Source organism: Pseudomonas sp., assembly GCF_035554175.1.
GTDB lineage: Bacteria > Pseudomonadota > Gammaproteobacteria > Pseudomonadales > Pseudomonadaceae > Aquipseudomonas.
In genome coordinates this window covers 1-12499 of record NZ_DATMIV010000009.1, presented here as the reverse complement: position 1 = coordinate 12499, position 12499 = coordinate 1, and the positions used below count along the sequence as shown (strand labels likewise).

Sequence of the window (12499 nt, the reverse complement as noted above, 5' to 3'; positions counted from 1 at the left end):
CGATACAGGGCCTTGTAAGGCCTTATAGAGTCGGAAATTTCCCGTTTCCCGGCGCCTATGCCAAACTAACCCGCATATAGACAAGGTGAAAACTCTCTAATGGCCGATTGGCAGTCCCTCGATCCCGAGGCCGCTCGTGAAGCGGAAAAATATGAAAACCCTATCCCCAGCCGCGAACTGATCCTGGCGCATCTCGCCGATCGGGGTTCGCCTGCTGCCCGCGAGCAACTGGTTGAAGAGTTTGGTCTGACCACAGAAGACCAGATCGAAGCCCTGCGCCGCCGCTTGCGTGCCATGGAACGCGACGCTCAACTGATCTACACCCGCCGTGGCACTTACGCGCCGGTGGACAAGCTCGACCTGATCCTGGGCCGCATCAGCGGTCACCGTGACGGTTTCGGCTTCCTCGTGCCGGACGACGGCAGCGACGACCTGTTCATGAGCCCGGCGCAAATGCGCCTGGTGTTCGACGGTGACCGTGCGCTGGCCCGCGTTTCCGGTCTTGATCGTCGCGGGCGCCGTGAAGGGGTAATCGTTGAAGTGGTGTCCCGCGCTCACGAAACCATCGTCGGTCGCTACTTCGAAGAGGGCGGCATCGGCTTCGTCGTCGCCGACAACCCGAAGATCCAGCAGGAAGTGCTGGTCACCCCGGGACGCAATGCCAACGCGCAGATCGGTCAGTTCGTCGAGGTGAAAATCACCCACTGGCCAACCCCGCGCTTCCAGCCGCAAGGCGACGTGGTCGAAGTGGTCGGCAACTACATGGCGCCGGGCATGGAAATCGATGTCGCCCTGCGCACCTACGACATTCCGCACGTCTGGCCTGAAGCCGTGCTCAAGGAAGCCGGCAAGCTCAAGCCGGAAGTCGAAGAGAAAGACAAAGAGAAGCGCATTGACCTGCGCCATCTGCCGTTCGTCACCATCGACGGCGAAGATGCCCGCGACTTCGACGATGCGGTCTACTGCGAAGCCAAACCGGGCAAGCTGCGCCTGTTCTCCGGCGGCTGGAAGTTGTACGTGGCGATTGCCGACGTTTCCAGCTACGTGAAGATCGGCTCGGCGCTGGATAACGAAGCCCAGGTTCGCGGTAACTCGGTGTACTTCCCCGAGCGCGTGATTCCGATGCTGCCTGAGCAGCTGTCCAATGGGCTGTGCTCGCTGAACCCGCAGGTGGATCGCTTGGCCATGGTCTGCGAGATGACCATCTCCAAGTCCGGCGAAATGACCGACTACTGCTTCTATGAGGCGGTGATTCATTCCCACGCCCGTCTGACCTACAACAAGGTCAGCGCGATGCTGGAAACGCCGAAGGCTACCGAAGCGCGCAAGCTGCGTGGCGAGTACACCGATGTCGTGCCGCACCTCAAGCAGCTCTATGCGTTGTACAAGGTGTTGCTGGCCGCCCGTCACGTGCGTGGCGCGATCGATTTCGAAACCCAGGAAACCCGGATCATCTTCGGTTCCGAGCGCAAGATCGCCGAAATCCGTCCGACCGTGCGCAACGATGCGCACAAGCTGATCGAGGAGTGCATGCTGGCGGCCAACGTTGCCACTGCCGAATTCCTCAAGAAGCACGAAATTCCTGCGTTGTATCGCGTGCACGCCGGTCCGCCGCCAGAGCGCCTGGAAAAGCTGCGCGCATTCCTTGGTGAACTCGGCCTGTCCCTGCACAAAGGCAAGGACGGTCCGTCGCCGAAGGATTATCAGGCCCTGCTCGCGAGCATCAAGGATCGTCCGGACTTCCACCTCATTCAGACGGTCATGCTGCGTTCGTTGAGTCAGGCGGTGTACACCGCTGAAAACGACGGCCACTTCGGCCTGAATTACGAAGCCTACACCCACTTCACCTCGCCGATTCGCCGCTACCCGGACCTGCTCACGCACCGCGCGATCCGCAGCGTGATCCATTCGAAACAGGACACCCCGCACGTTCGTCGTGCCGGTGCGATGACCATTCCCAAGGCGCGCATCTATCCATACGACGAGGCTGCGCTGGAGCAACTCGGTGAGCAGTGCTCGATGAGCGAACGCCGCGCCGACGAAGCGACCCGCGACGTGGTGAACTGGCTCAAGTGCGAGTTCATGAAGGATCGCGTCGGCGAGTCTTTCCCTGGCGTGATCACCGCCGTAACCGGTTTTGGTCTGTTCGTCGAACTGACCGACATCTATGTCGAGGGCCTGGTGCACGTCACCGCGCTGCCGGGCGATTACTACCACTTCGATCCTGTGCATCACCGTCTGGCGGGCGAGCGCACCGGTCGCAGTTTCCGTCTGGGCGATACCGTTGAAGTGCGGGTCATGCGCGTCGACCTCGACGAACGCAAGATCGACTTCGAGATGGCGGAAAAAACCATCAGTGCGCCGATCGGCCGAAAAAAACGCGGTGCAGAAACTGCTGCGCCTGTCGCCAAAGCTGCGGAAGAGAAAGCCCCGGCGAAAACCGCTAGCCGTCGCCCGGCCAAGGAAAAAGTTGCCGAAGCCTATCGTCCAAGCGATGCCGTGGCGAAAAACGCCGAGCTGCGCAAGAGCCGTGAACTGAAAAAGGCCTTGCTGGCCGATGCGAAAAACGGTGGTAAAGCGGCGTCCGGGGGAAAGACCGGGCGGTCGGCGCCTGACAAGGCGACCGGCGGCAAGCCAGCCAAACCGAGCAAACACCGTAAGGGCCCGCCAAAAGCGGGTTCCGCTCCAGCCAAAAGTGGCGGGGCGCGTAAACCGAAGGCGAAGTCATGAGTCAGTTGGAAAAAATCTACGGCGTTCACGCGGTAGAAGCGTTGCTGCGTCACCACCCCAAACGCGTCAAGCAGATCTGGCTGGCGGAAAGCCGCAACGATCCGCGCGTGCAGACGCTGGTCGAACTGGCCAACGAAAACCGTGTGCAGGTCGGCCAGGCCGAGCGTCGCGAAATGGATGCCTGGGTTGAAGGCGTGCATCAGGGTGTGGTCGCGGAAGTCAGTCCGAGCCAGGTCTGGGGCGAGGCGATGCTCGACGAGTTGCTCGATCGCACCGAAGGCGCGCCGCTGTTGCTGGTACTCGATGGCGTGACCGATCCACACAACCTCGGCGCCTGCCTGCGTTCGGCCGATGCGGCCGGGGCGCTGGCGGTGATCGTGCCGAAAGACAAGTCGGCCACGCTGACCCCGGTTGTGCGTAAAGTCGCCTGCGGTGCAGCGGAAGTGATTCCATTGGTGGCCGTGACCAACCTGGCACGCACGCTGGAAAAACTGCAGCAGCGCGGCCTCTGGGTAGTCGGCACGGCCGGTGAAGCCGAGGTCAGCATTTATGACCAGGACCTGACCGGCCCGACCATCCTGATCATGGGCGCCGAAGGCAAAGGCATGCGTCGCCTGACCCGTGAGCATTGCGACTATCTGGTGAACCTGCCGATGGCCGGCAGCGTCAGCAGTCTCAACGTCTCGGTGGCCACCGGCGTCTGCCTGTTCGAAGCCCAGCGCCAGCGCGGCGCGAAAGCCAAGGCTACTGCGAAGAAGTCCTGACCTGCTGCAAATCCCCTGTAGGAGCTGTCGAGTGAAACGAGGCTGCGATCTTTTGATCTTGCTTTGAAAAAATCAAAGTCAAAAGATCGCAGCCTTCGGCAGCTCCTACACGGGTCGCTCGGTGATTGTTCAAATATTCACCAATTGCCTTGCGCCCCCGCAGTCCCTTCTCTACAATTGCGCCCCTTGCTGTGACGGCAGGCACGCATGTGCCCCGCGCCAGCAAGTCCATAAGTGTCATTCACTCCTTGTCTGACCGTTTTTGAGCGGCAGGCTACAACCCGTAAGGAGCATTCATGCGTCATTACGAAATCATCTTTCTGGTCCACCCGGATCAGAGCGAGCAAGTCGGCGGCATGGTTGAGCGTTACACCAAGCTGATCGAAGAAGACGGCGGCAAAATCCACCGTCTGGAAGACTGGGGCCGTCGTCAACTGGCCTACGCAATCAACAATGTTCACAAGGCTCACTACGTGATGCTGAACGTTGAGTGCACTGGCAAGGCCCTGGCCGAGCTGGAAGACAACTTCCGCTACAACGATGCAGTGATCCGTAACCTGGTCATCCGTCGCGACGAAGCCGTTACCGGCCAGTCCGAGATGCTCAAGGCTGAAGAAAACCGCAGTGAGCGCCGTGAGCGTCGCGACCGTCCTGAGCACGAAGGCGCCGAAGGCACCGACAGTGATGACAGCGACAACAGCGATAACGCTGACGAGTAATCCACGGACCTTATTAAGGAGCCTATCAAATGGCACGTTTCTTCCGTCGTCGTAAATTCTGCCGCTTCACCGCTGAAGACGTGAAGGAGATCGATTACAAAGATCTCAACACTCTGAAAGCCTACGTATCCGAGACCGGCAAAATCGTTCCAAGCCGCATCACCGGTACCAAAGCTCGTTATCAGCGTCAGCTGGCCACCGCTATCAAGCGCGCCCGCTTCCTGGCCCTGCTGGCCTACACCGACAGCCACGGCCGCTGAGACCGGGCAGTCGACAAGTAGCAAAGGATTGAATGCATGCGCGCCTTAGCTGAGTTCATCATGCGAGGCCGAATGCAGGCCACTCTCGTGGTGGCCGGATGTGCAACATTGCCGTTGTTGTATTGGTTGGGTGCTGCCGCCGGGAGCCTTGTGCTGCTGCGGCGCGGATTGACGGACGCCCTGGGCGTTCTGTCGCTGGGATTGCTGCCGGCATTGATCTGGTGGCTGTATGCCGATGACCCACGGGCACTTCTGGTGCTGCTGGGGTCTTCGGGGCTTGCGTTGGTTTTGCGCGCAAGTGAATCCTGGGTCCGCACGCTGCTGGTCAGCGTAGCGGTCGGCGTGGTGTTTTCAGTGGTGCTCGGAGTCGCGTTTGCGGCTCAGATCGAGATGCTTGCACAGGCCCTCATAAAGGTCATGCCAACGCTTCTCGGTGAGACCTACAAGCGATTGTCGGTCGATGAGCAAGCGCGTTTCGCGTCCCTGATTGCACCGGTCCTGACCGGACTGATTGCGGCTTTGTTGCAGATCGTCAGCGTGCTGAGCCTGATTGTCGGGCGGCATTGGCAGGCGTTGTTGTACAACCCGGGTGGTTTCGGTCGCGAGTTTCGCGCCGTGCGCATCCCGCTGGGGCCGGCGATGGTACTGCTGGCGTTGATGCTTCTGGGCCCGAATCTCGGTGCACAGATGGCCATGTTGACGCCGTTGTGCAGTGTACCGCTGGTGTTCGCCGGACTTGCCCTGATTCACGGGCTGGTCGGGCAGAAGCGACTGGCCGGTTTCTGGCTGGTGGGGTTGTACGTCACGCTGCTGTTGTTCATGCAGCTGATCTATCCGTTGCTCGTGGTTCTGGCCATTGTCGACAGCCTGATTGATTTTCGCGGTCGTCACGTGTCGAAAGACACCGACAGCGCGAACGGTGAAGGTTAAAAGTTAGAGGATTTTCACATGCAACTGATCCTTCTGGAAAAAATCGCCAACCTGGGCAACCTGGGCGACAAAGTAAACGTTAAGGCCGGTTACGGTCGTAACTACCTGCTGCCTTTCGGCAAGGCTACCGCTGCGACCGCTGCCAACCTGGCTGCGTTCGAAGAGCGTCGCGCCGAGCTGGAAAAAGCTGCCGCAGACCGTAAAGCATCGGCTGAAAGCCGTGCTGCCCAACTGGCCGAGCTGGAAGTGACCATCACTGCCACCGCTGGCGACGAAGGCAAGCTGTTCGGTTCGATCGGTACTCACGACATCGCTGACGCACTGACCGCTTCCGGCGTTGAAGTGCAGAAGAGCGAAGTTCGTCTGCCGAACGGCACCATCCGCAACGTGGGTGAATTCGACGTGGCCGTGCACCTGCACGCCGAAGTTGAAGCCACCGTACGCGTTGTCGTGGTAGCAGCTTAAGCAACATCGATCGGCTGGCGGCTTGCCCGTCAGGCGGTTAACATCGGGCACGATCCTGTTTACAGGTCGTGCCCTTTGTCTTTCTGAATTCCCTGCTTTTCATCCAAACTCAAGTGGCCATGAACGATATCTCCGCTCCCGAGCAATACGATCTGCAAACCGCTGCCCTGAAGGTGCCGCCGCATTCCATCGAGGCCGAACAGGCCGTACTCGGTGGTCTGATGCTGGACAACAACGCCTGGGAACGTGTGCTCGATCAAGTCTCCGACGGTGATTTCTATCGACATGACCACCGCCTGATCTTCCGTGCGATCGCCAAACTGGCCGATCAGAATTCGCCGATCGATGTCGTGACCCTTGCCGAACAACTGGACAAGGAAGGTCAGACCTCGCAAGTCGGCGGCCTCGGTTATCTTGGCGAACTGGCGAAAAACACGCCGTCGGTCGCCAACATCAAGGCCTATGCGCAGATCGTCCGCCAGCGGGCGACGTTGCGGCAACTGATCGGCATCAGCACCGAAATTGCCGACAGCGCCTTCAACCCGGAAGGCCGCACCGCTGAAGAAATCCTCGATGAAGCCGAGCGGCAGATCTTCCAGATTGCCGAAGCGCGGCCGAAAACCGGCGGCCCGGTTGGCGTCAACGAGCTGCTGACCAAGGCCATCGACCGCATCGACACCTTGTTCAACACCGCAGACGCGATCACCGGCCTGTCCACTGGCTACACCGACCTGGACGAGAAAACCAGCGGTTTGCAGCCGTCCGACCTGATCATCGTCGCCGGTCGTCCGTCGATGGGTAAAACCACTTTCGCAATGAACCTGGTGGAAAACGCCGTGTTGCGCAGCGAAAAAGCCGTACTGGTGTACTCCCTCGAGATGCCAGGCGAATCGCTGATCATGCGTATGCTCTCTTCGCTCGGTCGTATCGATCAGACCAAGGTGCGTTCCGGCCAACTGGAAGACGACGACTGGCCACGCCTGACTTCGGCGGTCAACCTGCTCAATGACCGCAAGCTGTTCATCGATGACACCGCCGGTATCAGCCCGTCGGAAATGCGCGCGCGGACCCGGCGTCTGGTGCGTGAGCACGGCGAGATCGGCCTGATCATGATCGACTACCTGCAGCTGATGCAGATACCGGGCTCCAGCGGTGACAACCGGACCAACGAGATTTCCGAGATCTCGCGATCCCTGAAAGCCTTGGCCAAGGAATTCAACTGCCCGGTGGTGGCGCTGTCACAGCTCAACCGTTCCCTCGAACAGCGTCCCAACAAACGCCCGGTGAACTCCGACCTGCGTGAATCCGGAGCAATCGAGCAGGACGCCGACGTGATCATGTTCGTTTACCGCGACGAGGTGTATCACCCGGAGACCGAGCACAAGGGCATCGCCGAAATCATCATCGGCAAGCAGCGTAACGGCCCGATCGGTTTTATTCGTCTGGCGTTCATTGGCAAATACACGCGCTTCGAAAACCTTGCGCCGGGCAGCTACAACTTCGACGACGACGAGTGAAGGCTGGCCGAGCTCGTTCGGCCAACCTTCACTTTCATCGTGTTATGTGCTCGCGCCCGTTGCTTGCTCGCCAGCGTTGCCGGCTGAAGGCTCGGCGAGTTCCCGGCGGGTCATTGTTTCGATCAATGCTGCTTCTTCAATCATCCACGACGCCTGCACCTCTATTGACTGCGCCTTATAATCGTCATCCGATAGCGTTTTGGCTTCGTGCGCCTCGTCAAGAGCCGCCTGGCGGTCCTGAATCGGTTGACGCCGCATTTCGAACTCTTCCTGGTATTTGTTGGTCAGGAATTTTTGCCAGAAATCCCTCGACACCAGTTCCTGAAATTCCTCAGGGGAGTTGTCCAGTGCGATCACTTTTTCATAAGCGGCGTCCAGTTGCGCCTTTGTCACGTGGGCGAGATGCTCATAACCCATCTGTTCAGGTTGTGCCGGCAACTGCAGCCGGTCTTTCAGGCGGTAGCGGTAGAGCAGTCTGATTTCTACCTCCGCCGGAACAATGTTCAGTGGACTTGTTGCCTCACGTCGCGCAATGTCTGCCGAGGCGATCTTGTCGACCTCATGCAGACGGAACAGCGCTCTGGACAACGAGATCAGTTTCGGCCCCTGTGATTTGTCGCCGGCCTCGGCAAGGGCGCTGTGCATCATTGCCCTGGTTTCCAGATTGGCGAAGGTGAAAGCCGCCCGGTCACAGCAAGTCGCTTCGCCCGCGCGATCAAAGATTTCCTGGCGCAGGCGTTCCGATTCCGGGGTGTTCTCGGTGATGGTGTCGATCAGCCTCCAGACTCGCGCCTGAAGATCATTGTGACCGGTGCGGGAATCCAGTAACAGTTCAATGGCGTTGAAAAAACCATCTCCTTGTGGTTGATCACGCAGTGTTTGCCATTGGATTTTCCGGCGGGCTATCTCAGCGGCCGATAGCCCTCTTGTCCAGCGCACCATCCCATCAAATACCGGCGCTGGGCGGACGACTCTGCCGTTATTGATTCGCGCCGTGGCGACCAGGTTGTCCTCGCCGGTCAGCGGTGTTCCAGCCGCTGCCAGACGAAGGCTGTAAGCGTCCAGCCGGTCGAGAGTATCGGCCGACAGCGGGTTATTACGGATGTCCGTCACGTTGGCGACTTTCACGGATTGCGGTAGCAGCGCGTCTGATGGTGCGATGAGGGAATCCGGAAGGGTCCTGATGCGGTTATTGCTCAGATTGATCTGCGACAGAAGTGGCTGGGCGCCAATGCCGCTCGGGAAGGTGTCGATCCCTGTGTTGGCGAACGCGAGCACGCGCAAGTCGCTTATCTGACTGAAGTCCGGGATGACTCCCAGCCTGGGGTTGTCCTGCAGCGCCAGCAATCGCAGGGAGGTTCGCTGCGCCAGGATGTTGGCAGTGTCGGCTGTCAGGACAAGCCGGTTGCGATGCAGATACAGTCGGGTCATCCCGTTCATCTGGCCAATGGCTGGAGGCAGGACTCGCAATTGATTTTGTGACAGATTTAGCCAGCGTACATGGCGGAAGCGGGTCAGAAAACCTTCCGGAGACGTGCTCAGGTTCATGTTGCTCAGTACGAGCGAACCGACGTGACTGAAGTCCGCGTCAAGGTCGGGCAGGGCTGGCAGCCTCAGGCCGCTGAGATTCAGCTCAAGACCGATTTCCGTCTCGTCATTGGCTCGTTTCTGCGGGGTTTCCCGCCGCCAGCAACTGATGATCCTGCGCTTGGCTTCGGCGCGATCGGGACGGATTTGCGCGTTAACCGCCAGGCGGTTCGCTGGAACATAACCTGCACGGTTGCCTTCGCCGGAAAAGGTCCAGGCGTCGAGCTGATCCTTCAGGGTTTTGAATTCACGTTCCAGACTTTGCAGTTTGGTGATTGCAGTGTCAGCATCAAAGCTCCAGACAAACTCCCTGCACTCCCTGGCGGTCTTGTTCGGATACAGGCGCGCGTAGCGCCGCGCCGGTGAGTCACCGGTATCGAACTTCAGCTCACCGAGGGGGCTCAGCAGCTCCGGGTGCGCGGCGTGCACACGCCGCCAGTAGTCGTCGAATACTTTCCAGTAACCGGAAGGGAAAGCATTGCCGGTGACTTCCGTGAGCATGTTGATCCGGGCCGTGGCCAGCAACTGACCAGGTTCTGGATTTACAAGCGCCTGCGGCACTTCCTTCAGTTTGTTATTGCGCAAGTCGAGAACAAGCAGCTCCGTCTTGTCCAGCAACCCGGTCGGCCAGCGATCGATTCCGGTGTTATTCAACGTCAAGTATGTGAGCCCGGGCATGTTGCTGAAATCCGGGGTCAGCGTGAGCGTTGGATTGTCGGAAAGATTGAGACTGATCAGGTGACGCAGTTCACTGAGCGTCGCTGCGCCTTGTTCGTCCAGCGTAAGGTGGTTCGTGCTCAAGTCGAGTCGGCTCAGTTTGCCCATCATGGCGATTTCGCCGGGCAATGTTCCGAGCCGCGACTGAGTGATGGACAAGTGCTCCAGATTGGGAAAGTTGGCCAGAAATGTATGGGCCGCGTCGGTCCAGGTCACCGCGTTGAGTTCCAGTGTTTTGACATGACTGAAGTCTGCCGTCAGCGCCGGCAGTGGGCCATTGATGGAAGCCAGCTTCAAGGTGTCCCCCGAGTTCTGGAGCCAGCAGGCCTTGATGAGCCTGGCGATGCGTCGCGCCTGGATCTGCGCGGGTGGATTGATGGGGTCCCCGTCGTTTCGGCTGGCGAGGACGTAATCGACCAGTCGGGTGTCCAGTAATCCCAGCTCCTCGACACGTCGGGCCACGATTGCCTCGGCGTCGTCGCCCAGTGCAGTGAAATACTCTCTGGCCTGTGCGGGAGTTTTCCCCGGGTACACCTGCAGCACGGTGACGACGTGGGGCAGGTCCCGATCAAGCCTGAATGCGCTTTCCATGCGGGGCTTGGCCAGTTGAGGAAGATCGGCGGCCACGCGTTGCCAGAATACTTCGAGTTTTTTCCAATAGTCGGCAGGGAATGGATTGCCTTCCATCAGTGTGACGCTGTTGATCCGGGCCATCCTCTCGAACTGTTCGGGGGAAGGCGAAAGGAAGGCGGGGGGTACCTGGGTCAGGTGATTGTCGCGCAAGTCGAGAAATGTCAGTGCGCGAAGATGCTCCACGCCGGTTGGCCAACGCTCCATGTGCGTTTCATTCAGAGCCAGCATCTCGAGGTTGGTCAGATGAGTGAAGTCCGGTATTTTGCCCAGCGGATTCTGTGACAGACTGAGCACCCTGAGTCCGCTCATCCCGCTCAATGTCGCGGCCGTTTGGGTCGTGAGCCGAATCTGGTTTTTAACCAGATGCAAGGTGCTCAGGTTTGGCATGCGGGTGATAGCGTCGGGGAGCGTGTTCAGTGTGGAGCGGCTCACTGTCAGGCTACGCAATCCGGAGAAACTGCTGAGAAATATGTTGGCGCTGTCGGACCAGGTCGCGCTGCCCACAAACAAATGCTGGACATGGCTGAAATCCGTTTTCAAGGCTGGCAGCGAGCAATCGCGCAGCTCCAGACGGAGTGAGGTCTCTGTCGGATGACGCCAGACAGTTTTGATCCTGTGGGCGAGATGCCGCGCCACCCCCATATCGGCGCCCGGCCCGGAAGTGGTGTAGAGATGGCCAAGCCAGGACTTCAGTTCGGCCTTGAGTGTCAGGTATTCGGTTTCGCGGCGGGTCAAGGCACCGGTTACGTCATCCCCCAGTGAGTGCATGAGCGCCGCAAGCTGTGCGTCGTCGTGATAGCGATACACCTTTCTGGCCCGCGACCATGGGCTGCGCAGGCGATTGAACCTTAAAGAAAGCCTGTCCAGCAGCCCCAGGCGTACAGAAGCCCCGCCATCGTTGGGCAGCCCTCCCGCGCCGGGGAGCATGACGCCTGTCCAGCCTTCCACGGCATCGAAAACAATCGGCTCCGATCTTCCCGGACGTGTCGCAACATACAGGTTGCTGCTGTCACTGGCCACGGGGTCTTCGCTGCGCACGATGCGCATCACCGAAGCCAATGGTGTCGAGGCGTCCGGATCATGCAGCACCTGATAGGTGTGGTGGTCGATCTCCACGTAGAGTTTGCCGTCGAAACGGTGCAGGCCATCGGCTCCGGGCGTTGCCTCGCTGAAATCCAGGTGGCTGCGAAATGCTTGCAGACGTTCATCGCTCAACGGGAAGGTAATCGGTTCGAAATCCTCGAGCGGGTGCCAGCGCCCGGTGGTGGTGTTGCGCAGCAGCACTGGCCCGGATCCGGTCAGTTCACTGGATAGCCGGGCACGGTATAGCCCCGTGGCCGGATCCGGCACGACCTGCACGATGTCGTCATCGGCCAGATCAGCGTATTGACGCCCTTTGTATACTCTCACGCCGTCAGCGTTTACCTCCGGCAGCGCTGGCGGTCTGGCGATACGGTAATGCTCGAGCGCCGGATTGACCGGCGTCGCGCTTTGCACGGGGGATATGGCGCCATTGATCTCATGGACCGTGAGCACCGGTGCCGGGGTAATCGCGTTGAGGTCGCTGGCCTGCGTGCTATCACCCAGGCGCACTGGATCTGCATCGGTGCGCAGGAACGGCAAGCCGTCGTCCAAACGCGCAGGGGTATCGGGGCGCGTGGCAGTAGCATCCTGGCGTGGACGAGTGTGTACATCAACGGTGGTGGTGCCCTTGGTGGGCAGTCTCGGTGACATTTTTTCTTCCTTGTGGTGGTGGCCATTGGCGCCCGGAAAGGACGCCAATAGCCGTTCGGCTTCATTGCCTGTTAAGCGCGGTACGACAAAAATTGCGTATTTATTGGCTGGCCGCCGCTTCCTCGGTGGCCAGGGCAAACAGTTTTCGGGCGGTGTTGCCGTCAAACCTCTGCCGCCAGATGCGGACATGGGGCAAACCGGCCAGTTCATCACGGCGCTGGGACTCGATCCCCCGCCCGCTCTGCTCAAGCGTTTTCAGATGGGCGCCATCGACCATGAAACCGAGGGCCGGGCTCTGCGCCTTGTCATAGTGGAAGTGGGCTTCCCACAAGGGCTGGCCGTCGGTGCTGTTCTTGATCGAATAGACATCGAGAAACGATTTGGACTTGCCTTTGCCCATCTGCTTGCGTTCAACGGTTTTGCTCACCGCAAGCTCCTTGCGA

At 59.6% G+C, this 12499-nt stretch carries 8 protein-coding genes and 1 pseudogene; 7 read left to right on the top strand and 2 right to left on the bottom strand.

Going from position 1 to position 12499, the window contains the following annotated elements:
• Positions 1–99 precede the first annotated feature (99 nt).
• From rnr to dnaB, 7 genes are all read left to right on the top strand, one after another.
• Positions 100–2730, top strand: coding sequence for a ribonuclease R (gene rnr, locus VNV36_RS03325; RefSeq protein ID WP_325716219.1), 2631 nt, complete (start codon positions 100–102; stop codon positions 2728–2730).
• Complete coding sequence (rlmB, locus tag VNV36_RS03320) at positions 2727–3494, top strand: 23S rRNA (guanosine(2251)-2'-O)-methyltransferase RlmB (protein WP_095180954.1); 768 nt, start codon at positions 2727–2729, stop codon at positions 3492–3494. Before rnr ends, rlmB begins: the two co-directional genes overlap by 4 nt.
• Positions 3495–3790: 296 nt before the next feature.
• Positions 3791–4213, top strand: a complete 423-nt coding sequence (rpsF, locus tag VNV36_RS03315; protein WP_016771938.1) for a 30S ribosomal protein S6 — start codon at positions 3791–3793, stop codon at positions 4211–4213.
• Between the two features lie 29 nt (positions 4214–4242).
• A complete protein-coding gene (gene rpsR / locus VNV36_RS03310) occupies positions 4243–4473 on the top strand; it encodes a 30S ribosomal protein S18 (RefSeq protein ID WP_002551829.1) in 231 nt (76 codons plus the stop codon).
• Between the two features lie 36 nt (positions 4474–4509).
• Positions 4510–5403 (top strand): hypothetical protein, encoded by an 894-nt coding sequence (locus VNV36_RS03305; RefSeq protein WP_325716216.1) that lies wholly within the window; start codon positions 4510–4512, stop codon positions 5401–5403.
• An 18-nt stretch (positions 5404–5421) separates the two neighbouring features.
• Entirely contained in the window at positions 5422–5868 is a 447-nt protein-coding gene (gene rplI, locus VNV36_RS03300; protein ID WP_003221136.1) for a 50S ribosomal protein L9, read from the top strand.
• A gap of 119 nt (positions 5869–5987) precedes the next feature.
• Positions 5988–7385, top strand: coding sequence for a replicative DNA helicase (gene dnaB / locus VNV36_RS03295; protein ID WP_325716214.1), 1398 nt, complete (start codon positions 5988–5990; stop codon positions 7383–7385).
• Positions 7386–7427: 42 nt separating this feature from the next.
• On the opposite strand, the gene VNV36_RS03290 is transcribed toward dnaB, so the two are convergent.
• Both VNV36_RS03290 and VNV36_RS03285 read right to left on the bottom strand, forming a co-directional pair.
• Entirely contained in the window at positions 7428–12056 is a 4629-nt protein-coding gene (locus VNV36_RS03290; RefSeq protein WP_325716212.1) for an NEL-type E3 ubiquitin ligase domain-containing protein, read from the bottom strand.
• Positions 12057–12156: 100 nt separating this feature from the next.
• Positions 12157–12499 (bottom strand): annotated as a pseudogene (locus VNV36_RS03285) (hypothetical protein); the annotation flags it as partial.

Coding starts and splice junctions, on each gene's coding strand:
- rnr (WP_325716219.1), top strand. CDS start 100: ATGGCCGATTGGCAGTCCCTCGATCCCGAGGCCGCTCGTGAAGCGGAA.
- rlmB (WP_095180954.1), top strand. CDS start 2,727: ATGAGTCAGTTGGAAAAAATCTACGGCGTTCACGCGGTAGAAGCGTTG.
- rpsF (WP_016771938.1), top strand. CDS start 3,791: ATGCGTCATTACGAAATCATCTTTCTGGTCCACCCGGATCAGAGCGAG.
- rpsR (WP_002551829.1), top strand. CDS start 4,243: ATGGCACGTTTCTTCCGTCGTCGTAAATTCTGCCGCTTCACCGCTGAA.
- VNV36_RS03305 (WP_325716216.1), top strand. CDS start 4,510: ATGCGCGCCTTAGCTGAGTTCATCATGCGAGGCCGAATGCAGGCCACT.
- rplI (WP_003221136.1), top strand. CDS start 5,422: ATGCAACTGATCCTTCTGGAAAAAATCGCCAACCTGGGCAACCTGGGC.
- dnaB (WP_325716214.1), top strand. CDS start 5,988: ATGAACGATATCTCCGCTCCCGAGCAATACGATCTGCAAACCGCTGCC.
- VNV36_RS03290 (WP_325716212.1), bottom strand. CDS start 12,056: ATGTCACCGAGACTGCCCACCAAGGGCACCACCACCGTTGATGTACAC.